Source organism: Brevundimonas sp., assembly GCF_035998205.1.
Classification (GTDB): domain Bacteria; phylum Pseudomonadota; class Alphaproteobacteria; order Caulobacterales; family Caulobacteraceae; genus Brevundimonas.
In genome coordinates this window covers 851685-874945 of the sequence record NZ_DASYHT010000004.1, presented here as the reverse complement: position 1 = coordinate 874945, position 23261 = coordinate 851685, and the positions used below count along the sequence as shown (strand labels likewise).

Here is a 23261-nt window from a genome sequence, read left to right as displayed (position 1 = left end):
CGTCAGGCCTCGCCCTTCTGGCGCTTGGCCCACTTCTCCAGCCAGTGGATGTCATAGTCGCCGGACAGGATGTCCGGCTCCTGCAGCAGCTTCTGGAACAGGGGAATGGTGGTGTCGATGCCGCCGACGACCATCTCGCCGAGGCTGCGCTTGAGGCGCGCGAGGCATTCCTCGCGGTCGCGGCCATGGACGATCAGCTTGCCGATCAGGCTGTCGTAGTAGGGCGGGATCGAATAGCCGGCAAAGATGGCGCTATCCAGCCGCACGCCGAGGCCGCCCGGGGCGTGGAAGTCGTTCACCTTGCCCGGCGAGGGGGTGAAGGTTTCGGGGTTCTCGGCGTTGATGCGGCACTCGATGGCGTGGCCCTCGAACACCACGTCCTCCTGGGTGAAGGACAGGGGCAGGCCCGCCGCGATGCGGATCTGCTCGCGCACCAGGTCGACGCCGGTGATCATCTCGGTGACCGGATGCTCGACCTGCAGACGGGTGTTCATCTCGATGAAGAAGAACTCGCCGTCCTCCCACAGGAACTCGATGGTGCCGACGCCGAGATAGCCGATCTTGCGGATGGCGTCGGTGACGGTCTTGCCGATCTTCTCGCGGCCGGCGGCGTCGAGGGCGGGGGAGGGGGCCTCCTCCAGCACCTTCTGGTGGCGACGCTGCAGCGAGCAGTCGCGCTCGCCGAGGTGCACCACATTGCCGTGGCTGTCGGCGATCACCTGGATCTCGATGTGGCGCGGCTTCTGGAGGTAGCGCTCCATGTAGACGGCGCCGTTGCCGAAGGCGGCGAGGGCCTCGGACTGGGCGGTCTGCACCGCCTCGGTCAGGCTCTCGGGGGTCAGGGCGACCTTCATCCCGCGCCCACCGCCGCCGGCCGCCGCCTTGACGATCAGGGGGAAGCCGATGGCCTTGGCGGCCTTGATCGCCGCCTCGACGGTCTCGACCTCGCCGTCAGAGCCGGGGACGACCGGGATGCCGGAGTCCTTGGCCGTCTGCTTGGCGGTAATCTTGTCGCCCATGATGCGGATGTGCTCGGGGCGCGGACCGATGAAGGTCATCCCGTGCGCCTCGACGATCTCGGCGAAGCGGGCGTTCTCCGACAGGAAGCCGTAACCGGGGTGGATGGCCTGGGCCCCGGTGATCTCCGCCGCGGCGATGATCGAGGGGATGTTGAGGTACGACTTCGACGCCTGGGCGGGCCCGATACACACGCTCTCGTCGGCGAGGCGGACCCACATGGCCCCGCGATCCGCCTCGGAGTGCACCGCGACGGTGGAGATGCCCATCTCCTTGCAGGCGCGGTGGATGCGCAGGGCGATTTCGCCGCGGTTGGCGATCAGGACCTTGGTGAACATGGATCAGCCCTTCGCCGCTCAGGCCTCGAGGACGACGAGCGGCTCGCCGAACTCGACCGGCTGGGCGTCGCCGACGACGATCTCGGCCACCACGCCGTCGCGCGGCGAGGTGATCGGGTTCATCGTCTTCATGGCCTCGACGATCAGCAGGGTCTGGCCCTTCTTGACCTTGTCGCCGGGCTTGATGAAGGCGTCGGCGCCCGGGGCCGGGGCCAGATAGGCGGTGCCGACCATCGGCGACTTTACCTCTTCTCCCGCGCGGGCCGGAGCGGGCGCCGGGGCGGCAGGGGCGGCAGGGGCGGCCGCGGGGGCGGCGGCCGGCGCCGCGTGGGCGACCGGCGCCGGCGCGGCGGCATAGGTGACCGGGGCGGCCGCGACGGTGATCTCGCGCTTGACCTTGATCTTCAGGTCGCCGCGCTCGACCTCGATCTCGGTCAGCTCGGTTTCCTTCAGGATATCGGCCAGTTGCCGCACGAGAGCGGCGTCGATGGCTTCGGCTTTCTTGGAATCGGACATGGAAGGCAAGCTCCTCAGGACCGCGCGGCGCGCGCGCGGGCGAGCCGCAGCGCGGCCCGGACGGCCAGGTCGTAGCTGAAGGGGCCGAAGCCCGAAACCACGCCCGCCGCGACCGGCGAGACGTAGGAGTGATGACGGAACGCCTCGCGCGCCGCCGGATTGGACAGGTGACACTCCACCACGGGAATGGCGAGCGCCTTGATGGCGTCGTGCAGGGCGACGGAGGTGTGGCTGTACGCTGCCGGATTGAACACCACGGCGTCGGCCTTTTCGCCGGCTTCGTGAAGCCAGTCGATCAGCCGCCCCTCGTCGTTGGACTGGCGGAACACGACCTCGGCCCCCTCGGCCGCGGTGCGGCACAGGGCCTCGACGTCCGCGAGGGTGTCGCGGCCGTAGACGTCCGGTTCCCGGGTCCCCAGCAGGTTGAGGTTGGGGCCGTTCAGCACGTAGAGGACAGGGGTGTGGGGCATGCGCTCCAGCCGCAGAGTCGGGCGGGCCTTTTAGCGGACCCGCATCGCCGGTCAAAGCGGCGCGTTCAGGAAAGGTGACGCGAGGTTATGCGGGTCCAGATCAACGGTGAACCGCGGGAGGTGTCGTCCGTGACGCTTCTGGAGCTGGTCGAGACCCTCGGGCTCGATCCGCGCAAGGTGGCGATCGAGCGGAATCTCGAGATCGTGCCGCGCAGCCTGCACGGCGAAACCCCGGTCGCCGAGGGCGACCGCATCGAGATCGTGCAGTTCGTCGGCGGCGGCTGACGGCGCGTCAGGCCCGCAGGCGAAGGTCCGGTTCCGCAGCCGCGGGGGCGTCGGCCGCCGCCGCCTCGAGCGCCGCCTGCAGCGCCGGAATCTCGATCGGCTTGCGCAGCACGCCGTCGGCGCCGGCCGCGCGATAGCGGGCCACGTCCTCGTCGAACACATTGGCCGTCAGCATGTGGATGCGGACGGGCGTACGCCCGCTTGCAGCTTCCTCGGCGCGAATGGCGGCGAGGGCGGCGACGCCGTCCATGACCGGCATCATCACGTCCATGAGCACGAGGTCGAAGGTCTCGCGCCGCAGCGCGGCGACGGCCTCGGCGCCATTCTCGACCACCACCAGATCCTGGCCCAGGGTTCCGAGCAGCAGGGTCAGCAGCTTGCGGTTGGCCGGATGATCTTCAGCGGCAAGCACCTTCAGCGGGCGGATGATCTCGCCGTCGAGGGGCGCCCCGCCAGTGCGGACCTCGGAGACCTGCGCGGGCACAGCCCGATCGGCCGAGAATCGCATCCAGAAGATCGCGCCATGGGGGGCCGCATCGCGAACCCCGACCTCGCCGCCCAGCGCCTGCGCAGCCGCGCGACACAGGGCGAGGCCGAGGCCCGTTCCGCCAGCCTCGCGCCCGGCCTCCAGCTGCTCGAACGGCTGGAAAATCCTGTCGTGCTGACCCGCCGGGACGCCGGGGCCCTGATCGTGGACCTCGAAGGTGAGGTCGACCCTTCCGTCGTCCCGGGGCTCGGCCCGCGCGACCAGCCGGACCACGCCTGCGGCGGTGAGCTTGAGCGCATTGGACAGGTAGTTGATCAGGACCCGCTCGAGACGCGCCTGATCCGTCAAGACCTGAAAGTCCCCGGCGGCGCCCTCCAGGTCAAATGCCAGGGTCAGGCCCATTTCATGCGCACGCGAGCGCCAGACGCGGGCGATCGCCTCGACCCGCTCGCCGAGATCGACGGGCGCCGCATGAAGCTCGGCCTTTCCGGACTCGATCTTGGACAGGTCCAGAGCGTCGTTCAGCAGTCGCAGCAACATCTCGCCGGCCTCGCCCATATCGGACACGAGCGCCGCTTCGTCCGCAGGCCTCGGGCGGGCCTTGATCACCTCGGTGAGCCCGAGCATCACGTTCAGCGGCGTCCGGACCTCGTGGCTGATCATGGCGAGGAAACGTGACTTGGCCGCGCTGGCCTGATCGGCGCAAATCCGGGCGGCTTCAGCCTCGGCGAGCGCCGCCTGCAGCTGGGCGGAGCGGCCGGTAGCCGCCACCGCCATGTCGACGGTCTGGCGGTCCGTGATCCACTGACGCCAGGCCGCCCCGATCATCGCCAGGAGGAAGGCGACCACGCTCATCTGGAGGCCGGTGTTGTCCGGGGCAATTGTGGTGACCATGCTCAGCATGGCGACCGACGGGGGCACGACGGCGGCCGCGAAGCCAAGTCGGCTGACGTGCACCTGGAGCGCGCCGACCATCAGATTGCCGGCCAGCAGCAGCGCGATGTGCGGGGCCAGCTCGGGGTGCTCAAGCCAGACGGCCAGGGCGAACAGGGCGTTGTGGGTCGCGAGGCCGAGCGTGATCAGCTCGGTGCTTGTGCTCAATCGGCGGTGTGCCGATGGCGCGTCAGCGCGCCGCTCGACGACCTGGACCTCGCGCCAGAGCAGGGCGTAAAGGGCGAGCTGACACAGGGCGAAATTCGCCCCCCAGCTCCACCCGAGCAGCCAGACGGCCAGCACGCTGACGGCGGCGATGGTCGCCAGCCGGATCGCGAACATGTCCCGGTAGCGGCCAGCATAGGCCCGCAGATATTCGGCGGAGTCGCCCGCTGTGTTCAGCCCGTCGCTCATGCCGCCACCCTGGGCGGTGCGACTTAAAATCGCGTCAAAGCCGCGCAGGTAGGAGTCAGCCCACCTTCACGCGCGTGGCCGCTTCCGGCAGGTCCTCGCCAAAGGCGCGCTGATAGAACTCGGCGATCTGGGGCCGTTCCAGCTCGTCGCACTTGTTCAGGAACGTCAGGCGGAAAGCGAGGCCGAGGTCGCCGTTGAAGATCAGGGCGTTCTGGGCCCAGGTGATCACGGTGCGCGGGCTCATCACGGTCGAGATGTCGCCGTTCATGAAGGCGTTGCGGGTCATGTCGGCAACGCGGACCATGGCGGCCACCTGCCGGCGGCCCTCGGCCGTGGCGTACTCCGGCGCCTTGGCCACCACGATCTCGGCCTCCACGTCGTGGTCGAGGTAGTTCAGCGTCGTGACGATGTTCCAGCGGTCGAGCTGGGCCTGATTGATCTGCTGGGCCCCGTGGTAGAGCCCCGAGGTATCGCCCAGCCCGATGGTGTTGGAGGTGGCGAACAGGCGGAACCAGCGGTTGGGGCGAATGACCCGGTTCTGGTCCAGCAGGGTGAGCCGTCCCTGGGCCTCCAGCACGCGCTGGATGACGAACATCACGTCCGGGCGGCCCGCATCGTACTCGTCGAACACCAGGGCGATCGGGCGCTGCAGCGCCCAGGGCAGCATGCCCTCTCGGAACTCGGTGACCTGCTTGCCGTCCTTCAGGACGATGGCGTCCTTGCCGACGAGGTCAATCCGCGACACGTGGCTGTCGAGGTTGACGCGCACCAGAGGCCAGTTGAGGCGGGCCGCCACCTGCTCGATGTGCGTCGACTTGCCGGTGCCGTGATAGCCTTGGACCATCACGCGGCGGTCGAAGGCGAAGCCGGCGCAGATGCTCAGCGTCGTCTGCGGGTCGAACCGGTAGGCTTCGTCGATCTCCGGCACATGGCTGTCGCGTTCGGCGAAGCAAGGGACCTGCATGTCCGAATCGACACCGAAGGCCTCGCGCACCGTCACCTTGCGGTGCGGCTCAAGGGTCAGCAGCGGATCGGGCGTGGAGTCGAGAGGAGAGGTCATGGGCCCCACTTAGAGGCCCGCCGCGCGCGGCTCAACACGCGCGCGGCGATTGGACCCGCAACTCAGCCCGCGCTCAGCCGAACGTCCACATTGCCGCGGGTGGCGTTGGAGTAGGGGCACACCTGATGCGCCGCCTGGATGAGGGCGTCGATGGCCGCCTCATCGAGGCCGTGATCGGTGATCTTCAGCGCGATATCGAGGTTGAAGCCCTCGCCGCGGGTGTTCGGGCCGATGCCGACCGAGGCGTGCACCCGGGTATCGGGGCCGACCGGCGTGCCGGCTTTGCCGGACACCAGCCGCAGGGCGCCGAGGTAGCAGGCGGCGTAGCCGGTGGCGAACAGCTGCTCGGGGTTGGTTCCCGGTCCGTCATCGCCGCCCATGCCCTGGGGCACGGAGAGGGAGACGTCGATCTTGCCGTCATCGGTGGCGGCCCGGCCGGCGCGACCGCCGCCGGAGGCGGTGGCGTGGGCGATATAGAGAAGGTCCATGGGAGGCTCCTTGGGGTTGAGCCAGAGACCTAGGCGCCCTGCGGCGGATCGCTAGGCCATCCCGGCCTTCTTCAGCGTCTTCCAGGCCTTGATGACCCGCTGCAGCTTGGCCTCCGCCGTGCGATCGCCGCCGTTGGTGTCCGGATGGAAGCGCTTGAGCATCTCGTGATAGCGCCGCTTGACCGCCGCCTTGTCCGCGCCGGCGTCGAGGTCGAGGTCGGCGAGGGCCTGGCGCTCCAGTCGCCCGAGGTGGGCCCCGGCCTCTTCTTTCGGCGGCGTATAGGCCCCGCGGCGGCCGAACAGGCCGAAGCTGTCGCGCCACGTGCCTGCGCCTTCGGTGTTGGCCGTTCCCATCTTGGCGGCGAAGGCGGCGGCCTCGCGGCTCATCTTGCCGGCCTTCATCTCCCAGGTCGGGCGACCGCCGGTCATCGCCTCGTTCTCCTGGGCGGCGCGGATCTCGCCCTCGCTCATGCCGGCGTAGAAGTTCCAGCTCTTGTTGTACTCGCCCGCGTGCGGCTGACAGAACTGGTAGAAGTCGTTCAGGCGCTCGCGCGATTTCGGGGCCCGGGCCGCGGCGGCGCGGACACAGTCGGGCCATTCGCAGCGCACCTCGCCGGGCTTCAGGCGCGTGACATCAGCTTCCGCCGCCTCCTCTTCGGGGCGGGGGGGCTTCACCCGGATGTCGGTGAAGCGCGGCTTGTATTGAAACGCGGCGGCCATCGCCCGAAGTGTAAGGCTGATTTGGACGTCTTCAAGGAAGCCGCAATGACGCAAGGGCCCGTGGCGCGCGCCATCCACGAAAAACTGACCGTCGCCTTCGCGCCGGAACGCCTCGAACTGGTCGACGACAGCGCCCGGCACGCCGGTCATCACCATGAGGGGGGGATCGACGCCCGACCCGGCGGCGAAAGCCACTTCAACCTCGAGATTGTGGCCCAGGCTTTTGCTGGTCTATCCCGGGTTGAGCGGCAGCGACGCATCAATGCGGCCCTCCGTGAGGAGCTTGCCGGGCCGGTCCACGCCCTGTCCATTCGGGCGCTCGCGCCGGACGAGGTCAGCTGAGGCGCGCAAGCGCCCAGATTGCGACGCTTTTTTGTTCACCCCGCCTTAGCAGGTTTCCCCTAGCGTTCTGGGTGAACAGTGCGTGGGAGACGTGTATGGTGGGGGGTGAGACCGCGACGGCCGGCGCCGGGAGCGCGCGCGCCAGCGAGGCGGCGCAGGCGCTGACGGCGATCCTGCAGACCCAGTATCTCCGCTACCTGATCATCGCCACCTGGGCGCTGGGCCTGATCACCACCGTCGGCCCTCTTGCCGGGGCGGCCTGGTTTGTGGCGACGACGGCGGCGGGCTTGCTGCGCAGCGCCGTGGAGCGTCAGGTGCAGACCCGGGTCGGCGACGGCTGGGGACTGGTTTTTCCGGCGGTGGCGACGATCACGACCTGCGCCTGGGCGGTCGCGCCGGTGCTGGCGTGGCATGCACCTCATCCGTTCAGCCAGGCGCTTGCAATCGCCCTGATCGTTTCAGGCTATGTGCTTGTTTTCTCGCAACTGCGTCAGTCGCCCAAGCAGGCCCTCCTGATCTCGTCGCCCTATTCGGTGGTGACCGTCTGGTTCCTCGTGTCGAGCTGGGGCACGCCCACCTTCTGGCCGCTGGTCGGCATGATCCCGCCGATCGGCTCCGGCCTGTTCGTGCTGGTGACGATGGGCCTGATCCGCGAGGCGCGGATCAACGAATTCCAGGACCATCAGGCCCACCTGATCGCCGAACTGGAAGCGGCGCGCGACAAGGCCAATGCCGCCAGCGCCGCCAAGTCCAGTTTCCTGGGCGTCATTTCGCACGAGCTGCGCACGCCGATGAACGGGGTTCTCGGCGCCGCCCAGCTCATGAGCGCGACCAATCTCGACAGCACCCAGCGGGAGTATCTGTCGATCATCCGCAATTCGGGCGACAGCCTTCTGGGCCTGCTCAACGACATCCTCGACATGACCAAGATCGAGGCGGGCAAGATGACCTTCGAGGTCGTCGACGTGGACATGGCCGAACTGGCGCGTCGCGGCTCGGCGGCCTTCGCCGCCCAGGCGGAGGCCAAGGGCATCCGCTTCACCATGGCGACCGAGGGCGAGGTGCCCAAGGTGGTCCGCGGCGATCCGCTGCGGGTGGGGCAGGTGATCCAGAACCTGCTGTCCAATGCCGTGAAGTTCACCGATCAGGGCGAGGTCCGCTACATCATCCGTGGCGAGCGGCTGAGCGAACGTCGCTGCCGACTGGCCTTCGAGGTGTCCGACAGCGGCACCGGGATTGCGCCGGAAGACCTCGCCCGGCTGTTCCAGCCCTTCACCCAGGTGGACAACTCATCCACGCGCCGTTTCGGGGGCACGGGCCTCGGGCTCACCATCGCGCGCCGCATGGCGCAGATCATGAACGGGGACATCAGCGTCACGTCGGAGCCGGGCGTCGGGTCGACCTTCACCTTCAGCTGCGAGGCCGAGGTGGTCAGCTGGGCCGAGGCCGAGCCGGTCGCGGCGATCACCGCGGAGGTGGGCGGCGGCGCCAGCCTCAAGGTGCTGGTGGTCGAGGATCACCCGGTCAACCGCATGATCCTGGAGGCGTGGATGACCTCCGCCGGTCACGTCACGGCCTCGGCCGAGAATGGCGAACTGGCGCTGGATCTGGCCCGTGACCAGGCCTTCGACCTGATCGTTATGGACGTGAACATGCCGGTCATGGACGGCCTGACCGCCACGCGGCGGCTGCGCTCGGCCGCCGGCCCGAATCGCGAGACGCCCATCGTCGTGCTGTCCGCCTCGGCCCGTCATGAAGATCATGAGGCGGGTCTGGCCGCCGGCGCGGACGCCTATCTCAACAAGCCGATCGACTTCCAGGCCCTGGCCCAGCTGATGGCCCGGGTTGGCGAGGGCCGCGAGGGCGTGCGCGCCTGCAGTCCGGAGACCCGCGAGTCGGCGGCGGCCTGACGTCCGGCAGGCGTCGCAGCTGCGGCCATCGGCCCGCCGCTTCCTGCGCCTGTCGGCGTTCCCCGGAGGTCCGCCCGGGCCTATAGCTGCGGCATGGACAGCGAGACGCCCCGGCCCGGCTGGATCGAGGTTGGCCGGGCCTTCCTCGGCCTTGGCCTGACCGCGTTCGGCGGCCCTGTGGCGCACATCGGCCATTTTCATCGCGACATCGTCGACCGCCGACGCTGGATCGCGCCGGACGGCTTCGCCGAGATCGTCGCCGTCAGCCAGGCGCTGCCGGGACCGGCGTCGAGCCAGGCGGGGCTGGCGATCGGCTGGCGACTGGCGGGCTGGCGCGGCGCACTGGCCGCCTTCGTCGGCTTTACGGCCCCCTCGGCCGTTCTGATGCTGGTTCTCGCCCTTGCAGCCCCCGGCCTGCTCGGGACGCTGGGCCCCGGGTGGGCGAGCGGTCTCAAGGCGGCGGCCGCCGCCATCGTGCTGATCGCGGTGGTGCAGATGGCGCGTCAGACGGCCCCTGATCTGCAGCGCGCCATCGTTCTGCTCGTCGCGGCGCTGGCGGCGCTGGGCTACGGCGCCGCGGGGCAGCTCTGGATCCTCACGGTCGCGCTCGTGATGGGCGCCATCCTCCCGCCGGCGGGGCTTGTCGCGCCAGCCGGAGCGGCGCGCGGCGACGCCGACCCGCCCTCGCGGCAGGCGCTGATGACTGGCGGCCTTTTGCTCGGGGGCGCCGCCGCCCTGCTGGCCCTCGCGGTCGCCCTGCCGCCGACGCCGGCCGCGGCAGCCTATGTGTCGGGCGCCCTGGTGTTCGGCGGCGGCCATGCAGTGCTGCCGTTGCTTGAGGGCGAGTTCGTCGGCCAGGGCTGGCTGGACCGCGACACCTTCATGGCCGGCTATGGCGCCGCCCAGGCCCTGCCCGGGCCGCTGTTCGCCTTCGGGGCCTATCTGGGCGCGGTGGAGGGCGGGCTGCTGCAGGGGCTTGCGGTCATGCTCGCCCTGTTCCTGCCGGGGGCGCTGCTGGTGTTGGGACTGGAGCCCCTGTGGCCTCGCCTGCGCCGGTCGGCGCGGGTGCGGGGCAGTCTTGCGCTCGCCGGGGCGGCGGCGACCGGCCTGCTGGGAGCGGCCTTCCTGAACACGGTTGCGCCCGAGGCGTTTCGCTCTCCGGGGACCGTCCTGATCGCCCTCGGGGCCTTGCTGATGCTGACCGTATTTCGCCTGCCAACGCCGCTTGTGGTCCTCATCGCCGCCCTGGCCGGTCTCGCCGCCGCATGAAGGCCTTCGCAGAGCTGCTGGACCGGCTGGCGCTGACGTCGTCACGCAACGCCAAGCTGGTTCTGGTGCGCGACTATCTCAGGACGACACCCGATCCCGAGCGGGGCTGGGCGCTGGCGGCCCTGACCGGGGACCTCGCCTTCGACGCGGCCAAGCCGGCCATGATCCGCCGGGCGGTCGAGGCGCGGGTCGACCCCGTGCTGTTCGGCTGGTCCTACGACTATGTCGGGGATCTCGCCGAGACAGTCGCCCTGATCTGGCCCGCGCCGGCCTCCCGGCCCAACCGCGCCCCGGACCTCAACGAGGTGGTCGAGACCCTCGCCGCCGCGGGGCGGGCGGAGGTCCCCGGCCTGATCGAGCGCTGGCTCGATGGGCTGGAGCCGACCGGACGCTGGGCCTTGCTGAAGTTGCTGACGGGCGGCTTGCGGGTCGGATTGTCCGCGCGTCTGGCCAAGACGGCGGCGGCTCAGGTTGCGGCGGACCAGGCCATCGACGTGGCCAGCGTCGAGGAGGTCTGGCACGCCCTGTCGCCGCCCTATGTCGATCTGTTCGCCTGGCTGGACGGGCGGGGCGCGCGCCCCTCAACTGACGCGCCGGGGCGCTTCCGGCCGGTCATGCTGGCCACCGCCCTGGACGAGACGGTCGACTTCGAGCGTCTTTCGCCGGCCGACTATGTGGCGGAGTGGAAATGGGACGGAATCCGCGTCCAGGCCGTGCGGGAAGCCGGCGTGGCGCGGCTGTACTCGCGCACCGGGGACGAGATTTCGGCCGCCTTCCCGGACGTCATGGCGGCGCTGGACTTCGAGGGGGCCATAGACGGGGAGCTGGTGATCCTGCGCGACGGTCAGGTCGCCCCGTTCGCCGAGCTGCAGAGCCGCCTCAATCGCCGGAGCGCTGACGCCCGGCTGCAGGCGGCGAGTCCGGCGGCTATCATCGCCTACGACCTTCTGGCGGAGGCGGGAGAGGACTGGCGGTCCCGGCCGCTTCTGACGCGTCGGGCCGCGTTGGAAGGTCTCGTGGAACGGGCCGATCCTGCCCGGCTGACCCTGTCGCCGCTCGTGCCCTTTTCAGACTGGGAGAGCCTTGCGCAGCTCCGCGCGGATCCGCCGGTCGGGGCCGCCGCCGAGGGGCTGATGCTCAAGCATCGGGACTCGCCCTACCTCGCCGGGCGGCCGAAGGGGCCGTGGTTCAAGTGGAAGCGCGATCCGCACGTGATCGATGCCGTTCTCATGTATGCCCAGCGCGGCCACGGCAAACGGTCCAGCTTCTACTCCGACTTCACCTTCGGCGTCTGGACGGAGGCCGGGGCGCTGACGCCGGTGGGCAAGGCCTATTTCGGCTTCACGGATGCCGAGCTGAAGCAGCTCGACAAGTTCGTGCGCGACCATACGGTTGAGCGCTTCGGCCCGGTCCGGTCGGTCCGGGCCGGCCCAGCCGAGGGACTGGTGCTCGAGATCGCCTTCGAAGGGCTGCAGCGCTCGCCACGCCACAAGTCCGGCGTGGCCATGCGCTTCCCCCGCATCAGCCGGATTCGCTGGGACAAGCCGGCAGGCGAAGCGGCGACGCTGGTCGAGGTGCTGGACCTCCTCGCGGCGATGGAGCGCGGCGGCGGTCGCCTTGTCCGGTGAGGTCAGGGGTTCACATCCCGGCCCGAGGCGCTAGACCGGGCCCATGTCCTCCCTGTTGCCCCTGACCGAGGCGATCGCCGCCGGCGAGCGCGCTGTCGCCGTCGACGCGGCGCTGGTCGCCAAGCTGGTCGAGATGACCGGCGACCTCGCCGTCAATCTGTTGATTGCCGCCCTCATCCTCGCGGCGACCCTGCTCGCCTCCCGCTGGGCCAGCCACGCGGCGCGACGGGGGCTTGGCCGGCTGCGCGGGTTCCGCCAGGACCAGACGGTCCTCAACTTCCTCGTCCAGGTCATCCGCGTCGGCGTCATCATCGTCGGACTTATCGCGGTGCTGCAGCGGCTGGGGGTGCAGACCACCTCGATCATCGCCGTGCTGGGCGCGGCGTCGCTGGCCGTCGGGCTCGCGCTCCAGGGTACCCTGTCGAACGTGGCCGCCGGCGTCCTGCTGCTGGTGCTGCGGCCCTACCGGGTAGGCGATGTGGTGCAGATCCGCGACGTGGCCGGCTCGGTCCAGAAGCTGGACCTGTTCACCACCCAGCTGTCGAACGCCAATAATCACAAGATCGTCGTGCCCAACTCGCAGGTGCTGGGCGACGTGATCATCAATCTGTCGGGTCAGCGGACCCGGCGTGTCGAGATCAATTTCACCGTCGGCTACGGCGAGGATCTCGACGCGGCGCGCGAGGTGCTGCGGGGCGTGGCGGCCGCCCATCAGCGGGTGCTCGCGGATCCCGAGCCCTGGACCGGCGTGACGGGGCTGCTGGACAGCGCGGTGCAGATCACCCTGCACGCCTGGGTCGCCTCGGGCGACTGGTGGCAGACCCAGGCCGACCTGATGCAGGGCGGCAAGGAGGCGCTGGACGCGGCGGGCATCGAGATTCCCTTCCCGCATCAGGTCGAGGTGCCGGGCAAGAACGCCGCCTTCGCCCGCGTCGTGGCGGTTCCGAGCGAATCCGGCGAGGCCTGAGCCATGCGTTACGACTTTGCGTCCGACAACACCGCCGGCATGGCTCCGGCGGCCCTTGAGGGGCTCGCTGCCGCCAACGCCGGATATGCGCGCGCCTATGGCGCCGACGAGGTCACGGCGCGGACGGCCGACCTGATCCGGGAGCGTCTCGACGCCGACGCCGAGGTGCGGTTCGTCTTTTCCGGCACCGCCGCCAACGCCATCGCCCTGTCGATGCTGGCCTGGCCCTTCGAGGCGGTGCTGGCGCACCAGGCAGCCCATGTCTGCACTGACGAGACCGGGGCGCCGGGCTTCTTCGGTCAGGGCGTCGGCCTGATCGGGCTGCCGGGCTTCTCGGGCAAGATCGATCCGCGCGCCCTCGCCGCCGCCCTGGAAGAACCGGAGGTCGGCCACCGCCAGCCGCCGGCCGCCCTCAGCCTGACGCAGTCGACCGAGTATGGCGCGGTCTACACGGTCGAGGAGCTCGAAGCCCTGATCGCCCCGGTCAAGGCGCGCGGCTACGGGGTGCACCTGGACGGCGCGCGGCTGGCCAACGCCGCGGCCGCCGGGTTCGATCTCAAGGCCATTAGCCGGCTGGGCGTCGACGCGCTGGTGCTGGGCGGGGCCAAGGCCGGGGCCCTGTGCACCGAAGCGCTGGTGCTGTTCGACAAGAGCCTCGCCCGCCGGCTCGACAACCGGTTGAAGCAGGCCGGTCAGACGGCCTCGAAGACGCGGTTTCTGGCCGCGCCGCTGCTCGGCCTGCTGGAGAGCGGCGCGTGGGAGGCGGGGGCGGCGCGCGCGAACGCCATGGCCCTGCGGCTGGCGACCGGCATTGTCGGCGCCACGCCTTGGGTTCTGGCCCATGCGGTCGAGGCCAATGCCGTCTTCGTCCGCATGCCGGCGGCCGCTCACGCGGCGCTGAATGCGGCGGGCTGGGCCTGCTATCGCTTCGATGACGGCTCGGTGCGGTTCGTCTGCTCCTGGGCCACCACCGAGGCCGCGGTCGACGAGCTGATCGCCGCGATCGTCGCGGTCTCGGGCTGAGGCGCGCATTGCGGGGACCCGGCGTCCCCGCCATATCGGGACGATGACGATGCGAGGGGAGCGGGGCGCCAGACGCCGGGACAGCGGCGTGACGGCGGACGCGGGGACTCCCGAGGTGAACACCTGGGCCGCGCTGACCGATCTGGTGCGGCTGGTGGCGCGCTCGGGGGCGCCGCAACTCAGGCTCAGGCTGGCTGCCGCGGTGCTGCTGACCCTCGGCGGGCGCGCCCTCGGGGTTCTGGCGCCGCTGGCGCTCGGGGCGGCGGTCAATGCGCTGGCGGCCGGGCAGGGGCCGGCGGTGGCGCTCAGCCTCGGCTTCACGGCCTTCGCCGTCGGATACGCCCTGATCCGTTTCCTCAGCGGTGCAGCGCCGCAGCTGTCGGACGTGGTGTTCGCGCCGGTGCGCGCCGCCGCCCAGCGCCGGACCGCGGCAGAAGCCTTCGCCCACGCCCTCAGCCTGTCGCTCGATTTCCATCAGACGAAACGCTCCGGCTCCCTGTCGCGAACCGTCGAGCGCGGGTCGCGCGCCGTCGACTTCCTGCTGCGGGTGCTGGCCTTCAACCTCGTGCCTACCGGTCTCGAGCTGGTCCTCGCCGCCGGAGTGCTGGCCGGGCGCTATGACTGGCGTTTCGGGGCCGTCGCGGTGGTGGTGGTGGCGGTCTACGCCGTGTCCACCTTCGCCCTGTCGAACTGGCGGCTGGAGCACCGCCGGATCATGAACCAGGCCGACAGCGCGGCGGCCGGGCAGGCGGTCGACGCCTTCCTCAACTACGAGACGGTCAAGGCGTTCGGGGCCGAGGGGCGGGCCGCGGCCAGCTATGACGCGGCGCTGGCGACCTACACCCGGGCTTCGCTGAAGGCCAACAGCTCGCTGGCGCTGCTCAATGTCATCCAGTCGGGGATCATGAACCTCGGCCTCGGGGTCATGGCGGTCATGGCCGGGATGGAGGCGGCGGCGGGGCGCATGGGGCCCGGCGACGTCACCGCCGCGGTGCTGATCATGATCTCGCTCTACCAGCCGCTGAACATCCTCGGCTTCGCCTATCGCGAGGTGCGCCAGTCCTTCATCGACATGGAGGAAATGCTGAAGGTCACGCGCCAGCAGCCGCTGGTCGCCGACGCGCCGGCGGCGGTGGCGCTGCCGCGGCGCATGGACGCCCGGGGCGCGCGCATCGTCTTCGAGGGGGTCGGCTACCGGCACGACGCCCGCGCCAACGGGCTCGAGGACGTCAGCTTCGTCGCCGAGCCGGGAACCACCGTGGCCCTGGTGGGGCCCTCGGGAGCCGGCAAGTCGACCATCGTGAAGCTGGCGCTGCGCCTCATCGACCCCCAGGCCGGACGGGTGCTGATCGACGGGCTTGACGCCCGCGAGGTGCAGCAGGCCTCGCTGCGGTCGGCGGTGGCGCTGGTGCCGCAGGACGTGGCGCTGTTCAACGACACCCTGCAGGCCAACATCGCCTTCGCCCGGCCCGAGGCGAGCGAGGCGGACATTCTGGCGGCGGCCGAGGCGGCCGAGCTGGGCGAGTTCATCCGCGGCCTGCCCCAGGGCATGGCGACCATGGTCGGCGAGCGCGGCCTCAAGCTGTCCGGCGGCGAGCGCCAGCGGGTCGGCATCGCCCGGGCGCTGCTGGCGGACCCGTCCCTGCTGATCCTCGACGAGGCGACGAGCGCGCTGGACAGCCGCACCGAGCAGGCGATCCAGAAGACGTTGCGGCGCGCCCGCGCCGGACGGACGACGCTGGTCGTGGCCCACCGGCTTTCGACCGTGGCCGACGCGGACCAGATCCTCGTGCTCAAGGCCGGGCGGGTGGTGGAGCAGGGCGCGCACCATCAGCTGGTGGCGCGCGTGGGCGGCGAGTACGCGGCCCTCTGGCGCAAGCAGACCCGCGGCGCGCGGCGGCCCGAGGCGACGACGGAGGGCTAGGGCCGTGCGGCCCGCTTGCGGGCCACAACGGCCGCGATCTCGTCCCGCAGCCTCAGGCGCTCCTCGGCGGCGTAGCTGGGCAGGCTGAGCAGCAGCTTCAGGGTGCGGGCGTGCAGGGCAGGCATGCGCCAGTCGAACGGCCGTTCGGAGGAAGCGTCCTCGACGAGGTCGCACAGCCCCGCCGCGACGGCGCACACCTCCCCCAGGTCGAACAGGCTGGCGCAGTCGATGATGGCCGAGGCGAGGGCGTAGACCCTGTCGAGCTCGCCTGTCGCCGCATCAAGCGCTTCCAGTTCGGCGACGCAGGTCTCGATCCGTTCAAGGGCCGGCGCCCGCAGGGGCGCGAGGTTGGTCTCGGCCTGTTTCAGGGCGTCGGCGATCGTCATGCCGCCCGGGAGATCGATCAGCTGGCCGAGGCGCGAGACCCGGCCGGGATACATGACGGCGCTCACGTGAGCGCCCCGAGAGGGTCGCCGGGGCGGGCGATGACGGGTGCAGCGGCGACCCGGCGCTCGGGACCGCCGTAGTTCAGCTTGCGGATGCGACGGTCTGGTCCCCGGTAAGGACCGGCTTCCAGGAAAGGGCGGGTGTCACGCGCCGCCCAGACGATCCGCTCCAGCAACTTCATCGGACTGAACGGCTTGACGAGGATCAGGCTCGCGCCGCTGTCACGGGCGCGCGCGAGGGTTGAGGGCACCACGTGCGTGGCGGTCATGATCACGGGAACGAACTGGTTGGCCTCATGGGCGGAGCGCCGGATCCAGCGAACCAGCTCGTAGCCTGACGTGCCCGGCAGATCGGCGTTGACCAGCACAAGGTCCACGGGCTGGGCGCTGAGCGCGGCCATCGCCTCATCCGGCTTCTGGCAAGCCCGTCGCCGCCGGATTCCGAAGCCGGCCAGCACGCTTGAGGTCAGTTCGAGGACGAAAGGCGAGTCCTCGATCACCATGGTGACCGCCTCCGTCAGATTGACGGCGACGTTGTCCGCGCGGCCCGTACGCCCATGCACCACCATGCCCGCCACCCCGCTAGAATCACTCGACCAGCGCGAGCGTAAGCTAAGCGGTTGCACCCAGAAAGTGCGGCGTTCTGGCCGGAGTTGTTCGCGTCAGGCGCGACCGATGGCGTAGAAGCGATCCGCACGTTGACGGCGCAGGGCCTCGGGCGACAGGGCCGAGAGGGTCCGGAGTTCGTCCTCGAGGACGTCGCCCACAGCGCGGATGGCGGCCTCGCGGTCCGCATGGGCCCCGCCGATCGGTTCCTCGATGATACGGTCGACGATCTTCAGGCCCATCAGATCGGGCCCGGTGATCTTCATGGCCGCGGCGGCGTCCTGGGCCCGGGCTCCGTCGCGCCACAGGATCGAGGCGGCGCCCTCGGGCGAGATCACTGAGTAGATCGAGTGCTCCAGCATCAGGACCCGGTTGGCGGCGGCCAGGGCGATGGCCCCGCCGGAGCCGCCTTCGCCGGTGATGGTGGCGATCACCGGCACTTCCAGCGTCAGGCCGCGTTCGGTGGAGCGGGCGATGGCCTCGGCCTGGCCGCGCTCCTCGGCCCCGAGGCCCGGGTAGGCGCCGGCGGTGTCGACGAAGGTGAGGACCGGCAGGCCGAAGCGCTCGGCCATGTCCATCAGGCGCACCGCCTTGCGGTAGCCTTCCGGCCGGGCCATGCCAAAGTTGTGCGTCAGGCGGGTGGCGGTGTCGTGGCCCTTCTCGTGGCCCATGACCACGCAGGCCTGGCCGCGGAAGCGTGCGAGACCGCCGAGGATGGCCTGATCGTCGCCGAACTGTCGGTCGCCGCGCAGCTCGGTCCAGTCGGTGAACAGGCCCTCGAGATAGTCGACGAGGTGCGGCCGCTGCGGGTGCCGGGCGACCTGGGTCTTCTTCCACGGGTCGAGGTCGGCGTAGGTCTTGCGCCGCAGCTGCTCGGCCTTCTTGCGCAGGCCCTCGATTTCCGACTCGAACGAGCCGGCGGTCGAGGACAGCAGGCTCAGCTCCTCGATCTTGGCTTCAAGCTCGGCGATCGGCTTTTCGAAGTCGAGGTAATGGGTGGCCATCAAGGCGTCCGGAAGCGGCGGGCAGGGGCCCGGAACAAGGCGGCGGAACCTAATGGGGCGCGTGCCGCGCGGCAAGCGCCCGCGGTGGCGAGGCTCAGCGACGGCCCAGTGGGTGCTTGCTGCGCACCATCTCGACCAGCCGGTCCGAGGTGACGTGCGTGTATATCTGGGTCGTGGCGATGTCGGCGTGGCCCAGCAGGGTCTGCACCACGCGCAGGTCGGCCCCGCCCTCCAGCAGATGGGTGGCGAAGGCATGGCGCAGGACGTGCGGGCTGACCCGGGCCGGATCGATTCCGGCGTCGACCGCAGCCTGATCGAGCAGCTGGGCGAAGCGGCGCGGGGTCAGCCGGCCTGTCCGGCCGCGGGAGGGAAACAGCCAGGGACTGTCCGGCGCGTCCTTCGAACGCGCCGCATCGCGGGCGGCCAGCCAGGCGGCGAGGGCGGCGCGGGCCGGGCCGTTCAGCGGGGTCAGCCTTTCCTTGCCGCCCTTGCCGCGCACCACGAGATACGCGGGGTCGCGTCGCGCCGCCGCCACCGGCAGGGCCAGCAGCTCCGACACCCGCAGCCCCGCGGCGTAGGTGAGCTCCACGAGGGCGATGAGGCGGAGCCCGGCGGCGCCGTCGCGCGCGGCGGCGGCGGCGATCAGGCGCTCGACCTCATCGCGGTCCAGCACCTTCGGCAGGGGGCGGCCGCGCTGCGGAGCGTCGAGCCGGCGCGAGGGATCATCCGTCCGCCAGCCCTCGGCGAGGGCGAAGCGGTAGAACTGGCGCAGGGCGCTGCGCCGCCGGGCGGCCGTCGCCGCCGACAGCCCGCGCCGCGACAGGTCGGCGAACCAGGCCTCGACCGCCTCGCGATCGGCCGCCATGAGGCCGCCCGCCGCCGCCAGACCTGACGCTGCGTCGGCCAGATCGCGCCCGTAGGCCGCGAGCGTATGGGGCGAGGCGTCGCGCTCCACCGCCATCATCTCGAGGAAGGCTTCAATCCGGGGTTCGCTCATGGTCCCGCTTGTGTAGGATCACCCGGCCCGATGTCTGACGCCGTTCCCGCCGCCCCGCCCCAAGCCGGTCCCCGCACCATAGCCCTGATCGGGCTGATGGGCGTGGGCAAATCGACCGTGGGCCGTCGTCTGGCGGCGCGGATCGGTCGACCCTTCGTGGATGGCGATGAGGAAATCGAGCGCGCCGCCGGCCGCTCGGTCTCGGAAATCTTCGCCGATCTGGGCGAGACGGAGTTCCGCGCCGGCGAGGCCCGGGTCATGCGGCGGCTGCTGACCGGCCCGCCGGTGGTTCTGGCGACGGGCGGCGGGGCGGTGCTCAACGCCGACACGCGCAAGCTGATGAAGAGCCACGCGGTCAGCGTCTGGCTGCGGGCCGAGCTACCGGTCATCGTCGAACGGGTGGCGCGGCGCGACACGCGGCCGCTGCTCAGGGGCAAGGACCCGCTGGCGACCCTGACGGCGCTGGCCGAGGCGCGCTATCCGATCTACGCCGAGGCCGATGTCGTGGTCGATGTCGGGGCCGGGCCGCACGGCCAGGCCGTTGGCCGTGTCCTCAAGGCGCTCGAGGCCCATCGTCAGGCCCATCCGGAGAAGAGCTGGTGACGCAGGTGGTGCAGGTGGCCGGGACGGGCTTTCGTCCCTACGAGGTGCGGGTGGGGCGCGGGCTCCTGGCCGACGCGGGCGGGCAGCTGTCAGACCTGGTGCGCGGCCGCACGGTGATCGTCGCTGACGGCAATGTGGTCGCGAGCCATGCGCGCACGGTGGCGGCGGCGCTGACGGCGGCGGGCGTCGCCGTGTCCATCATCCCGGTGCCCCCCGGCGAGGCGTCCAAGTCCTGGCGCGGGCTGGAGACGCTCTGTGACGCCCTGCTGGCGCAGGGGCTGGACCGCAAGGATGTGATTCTCGCCCTCGGCGGCGGCGTGGTCGGCGACCTCGCCGGTCTGGCGGCGGCCCTCTACATGCGCGGCGTCGACTTCGTGCAGTTGCCGACCAGCCTGCTGGCCCAGGTCGACTCCTCGGTCGGCGGCAAGACCGCTATCGACACCGCCGCCGGCAAGAACATGATCGGCGCCTTCCACCAGCCGCGTCGGGTGCTGGCGGACATCGACGCCCTCGCCACCCTGCCGGCGCGACAGCTGCGCTCGGGCTGGGCCGAGGTGTTGAAACACGGCCTGATCCGCGACGCGGCCTATTTCGGCTGGCTGGCGGGGGAGGGGGCGGCCGGAGCTCAGGGCGATGTTGCGGCGCTGGAGCCGGCGGTCGTCCGCTCGGTCGAGATCAAGGCGGCTATTGTGTCGGAGGACGAGAAGGAGGCCGGGGCGCGCGCCCTGCTCAACCTCGGCCACACCTTCGGCCACGCGCTGGAGGCCGAGCTCGGCTTCGACGAGACGGTGATGACCCACGGCGAGGCGGTGGCGCTGGGCTGCGCCCTGGCCTTCCGCTTCTCGGTAGCGCAGGGCCTGTGCCCGGCTGACCATGCAGGGGCGGCGGAACGCGCCTTCGCCGGCGCCGGCCTGCCGACCCGGCTGGACAGCTATGCGCCCTTCGACGCCGGGCGGCTGATCGCCCGCATGGCCGGCGACAAGAAGGCGGAAGGCGGTCGCCTGACCCTGATCCTCGCCCGCGCCATCGGCGACGCCTTTGTCCAGAAAGACGTGGACCGGGATGCGGTGGCCGCCTTCCTCGTCAGCGAAGGGGCGCGCCCGGCCTGACCCGGGGTCAGTCGACCGCGCGGCAGGCGGTCGGCGGCAGGCCGTCGGCGGTCCAGGTCGCTTCGGTGCCCTGACCGCGCAGCTCGTGGCCGGAGGCGAGATACCAGATGCCGCTGGCGGCGCGCTCCTGACGCAGGTCGACCGCCTCGCCGAGCGAGTTGCGGACGGTGGCCATGCCGCGCCGGTTGTCGAAATCGACGGAGAGGCGCTCGCCATTGTCGCAGAGATAGACCGCCTGGATGACGCGGTTCACCGCGCGATCCTGGATTTCCGCCCCGGTCGGGCGTCGCGGCGCCTGGTGCTGCTCGGCGCGCCGCTGCACCGCCTCGGCGCTTGTCGGGGCGGCGCCGGCGTCGGGGCCACAGCCCGCGAGGCCGAGGGGCAGCAGGAGCAGGACGGACGCGAGGGCGAGGTAAGATCGGGTCATGCGGTCTCCCCCGCCGCAACGCGTCCCCTGCCGGCCTGTTCCCGCCGCGCCCGGAAGAAGCCGCGCAGCAGGGCGGCGGACTCCGTCGCCAGCAGGCCGCCCTCCACCTGGGGCCGCCAGTGGCAGGTCGGTTGCTCGAACAGCTTCGGACCATGCGCCACCGCCCCGCCCTTGGGGTCGTCTGCGCCATAGACGAGGCGGCCGATGCGGGCGTGGCTGATGGCCCCGGCGCACATGGCGCAGGGCTCAAGCGTGACATAGAGGGTCAGGCCGGTGAGCCGGTAGTTGCCGGTCGCCGCCCCGGCGCGGCGCAGGGCGACCACCTCGGCATGAGCCGTTGGATCGTGGCCGGCGATGGGGGCGTTGGCCCCGGTGGCGACCACCTCGCCGGTCGCCGGATCGACGATCACCGCCCCGATCGGCGCCTCGCCGGCGTCGGCCGCCGCTTGCGCGAGGTCGAGCGCCATGCGCATGAACCGCTGATCATGGTCCGTCATCCCTCCGACAACGACAAGAACCCCCGCCCGCGTCAAGGCGGTCGTCCCGATTCCCGCGCCGACGGTCCCCGTCCGCCCCGTTCCGGTCCTCGCTCCGGCGGCCCCGGCGACGACCGCCCGCGCGGTCCTCGCAAGGAGGGCTTCGACAAGGACGGCGCGGCCAGGGCCGGCTTCGCCAAGGGGCCGGGCAAGGGCGGCTCGCGCAAGGCCGGCGGCAAGTCGGATGATCCGTGGGGCAAGGCCGGGGTGCCCGGCAAGGGGCCGGCCAAGCCGGCCGCCAAGGGCGACGCCGCCCCGCTGCGCCAGGAGCGCATCGCCAAGGTCATGGCCCGCGCCGGCTACGCCTCGCGGCGCGAGGTCGAGCGGCTGATCGGTCTCGGCAAGGTGGCGCTGAACGGCCGCATCCTCGACACCCCGGCGACGCTGGTGACGCGCGAGGACAAGATCACCGTCGACGGCAAGCTGATCGGTCAGGCCCAGTCGACGCGCGTCTGGCGCTATCACAAGCCGGTCGGCCTGCTGACCACCCACAATGATCCGCAGGGCCGCCCGACGGTGTTCGACGCCCTGCCCAGCACCCTGCCGCGCACCATTTCGGTGGGCCGCCTCGACATCAACTCCGAGGGCCTGCTGCTGCTGACCAACGACGGCGAGCTGAGCCGGGCGCTGGAGATGCCGACCACCGGCTGGGTGCGCCAGTACCGCGCCCGCGCCCGGGGCAAGATCACCCAGGAGCAGCTGGACCGGCTGAAGGAGGGCGCCTTCGTCGACGGCGTCCGCTACGGCCCGATGGAGGCGACGCTCGACAAGGTGAAGACGCCGTCGGGGGAAGACGAGAAGGCGGCCGCCAACCTGTGGGTCAGCGTCTCCATCGCCGAGGGCAAGAACCGCGAGGTGCGCAAGGTGCTGGAGTCGGTGGGGCTCCGGGTCAACCGGCTGATCCGCCTGGCCTACGGGCCGTTCCAGCTGGGCACCCTGCCGGTCGGGGCGGTCGAGGAGGTCGGGCCCCGGGTGATCCGCGAGCTGCTCGCCGAGCATATCCGCCCGGAGAACCTGCCGACCGGCGATACGGTCGAGACCCCGGCGCCGATCCCCGGCCGCCGCCTCTCCACGCCCATCGTCAAGGGCCGTTCCGGGTCGGCTCTGTCGGATCCGTCGCGCAAGCCCAGCCGCGTGCGTGCGGCGGCTGCGGCGGCGGCGGACGGGGCCGAGCGCGCTGAACGCCCGCAGAAGAAGCCCGGCTGGGCCAAGGCCGCACCGCGGCCCGAGCGGCCGGGACGTCCGGCGCGGCCTCGCCCTGAACGGGCGGAGGGCGAACGCCCGGCCCGCACCTTCAAGCCCCGCGAGGGCGGGTTCGACCGCGGCGAGCGTCCCAGCGGCGACGAGCGGCCGCGGCGGGCCTTCACGCCCCGGGCCGAAGGCGCCGACGGCGCGCGTCCGGCGCGCGCGCCCCGTCCGCAGGGAGACCGTCCGCAGGGCACCCGGCCTCAGGGTAACCGTCCGCAGGGGGATCGGCCGCGCGGTCCCCGCCCGCAGGGCGACCGGCCCTACGGCGATCGTCCGGAGCGGCCGCAGCGCGACCGTCCGGCCGGGGATCGCTTCCAGAGCGACCGGCCGCGCGGCGAGGGCCGTGGGCCGGGTGGGCCGGGTGGGCCGGGTGGTCCGCGCTCGGGGCCGCGCTCCGGGCCGTCCTCGGGGCCGCGTTCCGGGCCGGGCAAGGGCGGACCCCGGGGGCCTGGCGGGCCGCGCGGCCCGCGGCCGCCGCGCCCGGACCGGTAAGG

General features: G+C 71.4%; 24 protein-coding genes. 11 read left to right on the top strand and 13 right to left on the bottom strand.

Going from position 1 to position 23261, the window contains the following annotated elements; genetic code table 11:
- Nucleotides 1-2 precede the first annotated feature (2 nt).
- From accC to aroQ, 3 genes are read right to left on the bottom strand one after another with little or no spacing between them, the layout of a single operon-like run.
- Nucleotides 3-1355 (bottom strand): acetyl-CoA carboxylase biotin carboxylase subunit, encoded by a 1353-nt coding sequence (gene accC / locus VGN74_RS07150; RefSeq protein WP_327446656.1) that lies wholly within the window; start codon nucleotides 1353-1355, stop codon nucleotides 3-5.
- Between the two features lie 18 nt (nucleotides 1356-1373).
- Nucleotides 1374-1871, bottom strand: a complete 498-nt coding sequence (accB, locus tag VGN74_RS07145) for an acetyl-CoA carboxylase biotin carboxyl carrier protein (RefSeq protein ID WP_327446655.1) — start codon at nucleotides 1869-1871, stop codon at nucleotides 1374-1376.
- 14 nt (nucleotides 1872-1885) lie between these two features.
- Nucleotides 1886-2341 (bottom strand): type II 3-dehydroquinate dehydratase, encoded by a 456-nt coding sequence (gene aroQ / locus VGN74_RS07140; protein ID WP_327446654.1) that lies wholly within the window; start codon nucleotides 2339-2341, stop codon nucleotides 1886-1888.
- 87 nt (nucleotides 2342-2428) lie between these two features.
- Here aroQ and thiS point away from each other — a divergent pair, with 87 nt between their 5' ends.
- The gene (gene thiS, locus VGN74_RS07135; RefSeq protein WP_327446653.1) at nucleotides 2429-2626 is read left to right on the top strand and encodes a sulfur carrier protein ThiS; all 198 of its coding nucleotides are present in this window, start codon (nucleotides 2429-2431) and stop codon (nucleotides 2624-2626) included.
- 7 nt (nucleotides 2627-2633) lie between these two features.
- On the opposite strand, the gene VGN74_RS07130 is transcribed toward thiS, so the two are convergent.
- The 4 genes from VGN74_RS07130 to VGN74_RS07115 form a co-directional block, all read right to left on the bottom strand.
- Entirely contained in the window at nucleotides 2634-4460 is a 1827-nt protein-coding gene (locus VGN74_RS07130) for an ATP-binding protein (protein WP_327446652.1), read from the bottom strand.
- A 55-nt stretch (nucleotides 4461-4515) separates the two neighbouring features.
- Nucleotides 4516-5520: a cobaltochelatase subunit CobS gene (cobS, locus tag VGN74_RS07125; protein WP_327446651.1), complete on the bottom strand. Its 1005-nt coding sequence runs from the start codon at nucleotides 5518-5520 to the stop codon at nucleotides 4516-4518.
- 62 nt (nucleotides 5521-5582) lie between these two features.
- Nucleotides 5583-6008, bottom strand: a complete 426-nt coding sequence (locus tag VGN74_RS07120) for an organic hydroperoxide resistance protein (protein WP_327446650.1) — start codon at nucleotides 6006-6008, stop codon at nucleotides 5583-5585.
- Nucleotides 6009-6059: 51 nt separating this feature from the next.
- On the bottom strand, nucleotides 6060-6728 hold the full coding sequence (locus VGN74_RS07115; protein WP_327446649.1) for a J domain-containing protein: 669 nt from the start codon (nucleotides 6726-6728) through the stop codon (nucleotides 6060-6062).
- Between the two features lie 45 nt (nucleotides 6729-6773).
- Here VGN74_RS07115 and VGN74_RS07110 point away from each other — a divergent pair, with 45 nt between their 5' ends.
- The 7 genes from VGN74_RS07110 to VGN74_RS07080 all read left to right on the top strand — a co-directional run bounded on the left by VGN74_RS07110 (nucleotide 6774) and on the right by VGN74_RS07080 (nucleotide 15791).
- Nucleotides 6774-7070: a BolA family protein gene (locus tag VGN74_RS07110; RefSeq protein ID WP_327446694.1), complete on the top strand. Its 297-nt coding sequence runs from the start codon at nucleotides 6774-6776 to the stop codon at nucleotides 7068-7070.
- Between the two features lie 95 nt (nucleotides 7071-7165).
- Nucleotides 7166-8980, top strand: coding sequence for an ATP-binding protein (locus VGN74_RS07105; RefSeq protein WP_327446648.1), 1815 nt, complete (start codon nucleotides 7166-7168; stop codon nucleotides 8978-8980).
- A gap of 93 nt (nucleotides 8981-9073) precedes the next feature.
- Entirely contained in the window at nucleotides 9074-10249 is a 1176-nt protein-coding gene (chrA, locus tag VGN74_RS07100) for a chromate efflux transporter (RefSeq protein ID WP_327446647.1), read from the top strand.
- Nucleotides 10246-11877, top strand: coding sequence for a cisplatin damage response ATP-dependent DNA ligase (locus VGN74_RS07095; protein WP_327446646.1), 1632 nt, complete (start codon nucleotides 10246-10248; stop codon nucleotides 11875-11877). Before chrA ends, VGN74_RS07095 begins: the two co-directional genes overlap by 4 nt.
- Before the next feature lie 43 nt (nucleotides 11878-11920).
- Nucleotides 11921-12844, top strand: a complete 924-nt coding sequence (locus tag VGN74_RS07090; RefSeq protein ID WP_327446645.1) for a mechanosensitive ion channel family protein — start codon at nucleotides 11921-11923, stop codon at nucleotides 12842-12844.
- A 3-nt stretch (nucleotides 12845-12847) separates the two neighbouring features.
- Nucleotides 12848-13867, top strand: a complete 1020-nt coding sequence (locus VGN74_RS07085; RefSeq protein ID WP_327446644.1) for a beta-eliminating lyase-related protein — start codon at nucleotides 12848-12850, stop codon at nucleotides 13865-13867.
- A gap of 49 nt (nucleotides 13868-13916) precedes the next feature.
- Nucleotides 13917-15791 carry an ABC transporter ATP-binding protein/permease gene (locus tag VGN74_RS07080; RefSeq protein WP_327446693.1) on the top strand — a complete coding sequence of 625 codons (1875 nt, stop codon included), beginning with the start codon at nucleotides 13917-13919 and terminating at the stop codon, nucleotides 15789-15791.
- Here VGN74_RS07080 and VGN74_RS07075 read toward each other — a convergent pair.
- The 4 genes from VGN74_RS07075 to VGN74_RS07060 all read right to left on the bottom strand — a co-directional run bounded on the left by VGN74_RS07075 (nucleotide 15788) and on the right by VGN74_RS07060 (nucleotide 18844).
- The gene (locus tag VGN74_RS07075; RefSeq protein ID WP_327446643.1) at nucleotides 15788-16243 is read right to left on the bottom strand and encodes a chemotaxis protein CheE; all 456 of its coding nucleotides are present in this window, start codon (nucleotides 16241-16243) and stop codon (nucleotides 15788-15790) included. The genes VGN74_RS07080 and VGN74_RS07075 overlap by 4 nt on opposite strands.
- Nucleotides 16240-16806: a response regulator gene (locus VGN74_RS07070; RefSeq protein ID WP_327446692.1), complete on the bottom strand. Its 567-nt coding sequence runs from the start codon at nucleotides 16804-16806 to the stop codon at nucleotides 16240-16242. Before VGN74_RS07070 ends, VGN74_RS07075 begins: the two co-directional genes overlap by 4 nt.
- Nucleotides 16807-16899: 93 nt before the next feature.
- Nucleotides 16900-17847 carry an acetyl-CoA carboxylase carboxyltransferase subunit alpha gene (locus tag VGN74_RS07065; RefSeq protein ID WP_327446642.1) on the bottom strand — a complete coding sequence of 316 codons (948 nt, stop codon included), beginning with the start codon at nucleotides 17845-17847 and terminating at the stop codon, nucleotides 16900-16902.
- 94 nt (nucleotides 17848-17941) lie between these two features.
- Nucleotides 17942-18844 (bottom strand): tyrosine recombinase, encoded by a 903-nt coding sequence (locus tag VGN74_RS07060; protein ID WP_327446641.1) that lies wholly within the window; start codon nucleotides 18842-18844, stop codon nucleotides 17942-17944.
- Between the two features lie 30 nt (nucleotides 18845-18874).
- Here VGN74_RS07060 and VGN74_RS07055 point away from each other — a divergent pair, with 30 nt between their 5' ends.
- Both VGN74_RS07055 and aroB read left to right on the top strand, forming a co-directional pair.
- Nucleotides 18875-19447, top strand: a complete 573-nt coding sequence (locus tag VGN74_RS07055) for a shikimate kinase (RefSeq protein WP_327446640.1) — start codon at nucleotides 18875-18877, stop codon at nucleotides 19445-19447.
- Nucleotides 19444-20556 (top strand): 3-dehydroquinate synthase, encoded by a 1113-nt coding sequence (aroB, locus tag VGN74_RS07050; RefSeq protein ID WP_327446639.1) that lies wholly within the window; start codon nucleotides 19444-19446, stop codon nucleotides 20554-20556. Before VGN74_RS07055 ends, aroB begins: the two co-directional genes overlap by 4 nt.
- 7 nt (nucleotides 20557-20563) lie before the next feature.
- Here the strand turns inward: aroB and VGN74_RS07045 are convergent, their stop codons facing one another.
- Together VGN74_RS07045 and tadA are read right to left on the bottom strand one after the other, a co-directional pair.
- On the bottom strand, nucleotides 20564-20983 hold the full coding sequence (locus tag VGN74_RS07045; protein ID WP_327446638.1) for an MliC family protein: 420 nt from the start codon (nucleotides 20981-20983) through the stop codon (nucleotides 20564-20566).
- Nucleotides 20980-21480: a tRNA adenosine(34) deaminase TadA gene (gene tadA / locus VGN74_RS07040; protein ID WP_327446637.1), complete on the bottom strand. Its 501-nt coding sequence runs from the start codon at nucleotides 21478-21480 to the stop codon at nucleotides 20980-20982. Before tadA ends, VGN74_RS07045 begins: the two co-directional genes overlap by 4 nt.
- Here tadA and VGN74_RS07035 point away from each other — a divergent pair.
- On the top strand, nucleotides 21469-23259 hold the full coding sequence (locus VGN74_RS07035; RefSeq protein WP_327446636.1) for a pseudouridine synthase: 1791 nt from the start codon (nucleotides 21469-21471) through the stop codon (nucleotides 23257-23259). The two genes, tadA and VGN74_RS07035, sit on opposite strands and share 12 nt — an antisense overlap.
- Nucleotides 23260-23261: the final 2 nt, after the last annotated feature.

Excerpts from the sequence above, each read along its gene's own strand:
- accC (WP_327446656.1), bottom strand. The coding sequence starts at position 1,355 with ATGTTCACCAAGGTCCTGATCGCCAACCGCGGCGAAATCGCCCTGCGC.
- accB (WP_327446655.1), bottom strand. The coding sequence starts at position 1,871 with ATGTCCGATTCCAAGAAAGCCGAAGCCATCGACGCCGCTCTCGTGCGG.
- aroQ (WP_327446654.1), bottom strand. The coding sequence starts at position 2,341 with ATGCCCCACACCCCTGTCCTCTACGTGCTGAACGGCCCCAACCTCAAC.
- thiS (WP_327446653.1), top strand. The coding sequence starts at position 2,429 with ATGCGGGTCCAGATCAACGGTGAACCGCGGGAGGTGTCGTCCGTGACG.
- VGN74_RS07130 (WP_327446652.1), bottom strand. The coding sequence starts at position 4,460 with ATGAGCGACGGGCTGAACACAGCGGGCGACTCCGCCGAATATCTGCGG.
- cobS (WP_327446651.1), bottom strand. The coding sequence starts at position 5,520 with ATGACCTCTCCTCTCGACTCCACGCCCGATCCGCTGCTGACCCTTGAG.
- VGN74_RS07120 (WP_327446650.1), bottom strand. The coding sequence starts at position 6,008 with ATGGACCTTCTCTATATCGCCCACGCCACCGCCTCCGGCGGCGGTCGC.
- VGN74_RS07115 (WP_327446649.1), bottom strand. The coding sequence starts at position 6,728 with ATGGCCGCCGCGTTTCAATACAAGCCGCGCTTCACCGACATCCGGGTG.
- VGN74_RS07110 (WP_327446694.1), top strand. The coding sequence starts at position 6,774 with ATGACGCAAGGGCCCGTGGCGCGCGCCATCCACGAAAAACTGACCGTC.
- VGN74_RS07105 (WP_327446648.1), top strand. The coding sequence starts at position 7,166 with ATGGTGGGGGGTGAGACCGCGACGGCCGGCGCCGGGAGCGCGCGCGCC.
- chrA (WP_327446647.1), top strand. The coding sequence starts at position 9,074 with ATGGACAGCGAGACGCCCCGGCCCGGCTGGATCGAGGTTGGCCGGGCC.
- VGN74_RS07095 (WP_327446646.1), top strand. The coding sequence starts at position 10,246 with ATGAAGGCCTTCGCAGAGCTGCTGGACCGGCTGGCGCTGACGTCGTCA.
- VGN74_RS07090 (WP_327446645.1), top strand. The coding sequence starts at position 11,921 with ATGTCCTCCCTGTTGCCCCTGACCGAGGCGATCGCCGCCGGCGAGCGC.
- VGN74_RS07085 (WP_327446644.1), top strand. The coding sequence starts at position 12,848 with ATGCGTTACGACTTTGCGTCCGACAACACCGCCGGCATGGCTCCGGCG.
- VGN74_RS07080 (WP_327446693.1), top strand. The coding sequence starts at position 13,917 with ATGCGAGGGGAGCGGGGCGCCAGACGCCGGGACAGCGGCGTGACGGCG.
- VGN74_RS07070 (WP_327446692.1), bottom strand. The coding sequence starts at position 16,806 with ATGGTGGTGCATGGGCGTACGGGCCGCGCGGACAACGTCGCCGTCAAT.
- VGN74_RS07065 (WP_327446642.1), bottom strand. The coding sequence starts at position 17,847 with ATGGCCACCCATTACCTCGACTTCGAAAAGCCGATCGCCGAGCTTGAA.
- VGN74_RS07060 (WP_327446641.1), bottom strand. The coding sequence starts at position 18,844 with ATGAGCGAACCCCGGATTGAAGCCTTCCTCGAGATGATGGCGGTGGAG.
- VGN74_RS07055 (WP_327446640.1), top strand. The coding sequence starts at position 18,875 with ATGTCTGACGCCGTTCCCGCCGCCCCGCCCCAAGCCGGTCCCCGCACC.
- VGN74_RS07045 (WP_327446638.1), bottom strand. The coding sequence starts at position 20,983 with ATGACCCGATCTTACCTCGCCCTCGCGTCCGTCCTGCTCCTGCTGCCC.
- VGN74_RS07035 (WP_327446636.1), top strand. The coding sequence starts at position 21,469 with ATGGTCCGTCATCCCTCCGACAACGACAAGAACCCCCGCCCGCGTCAA.
- tadA (WP_327446637.1), bottom strand. The coding sequence starts at position 21,480 with ATGACGGACCATGATCAGCGGTTCATGCGCATGGCGCTCGACCTCGCG.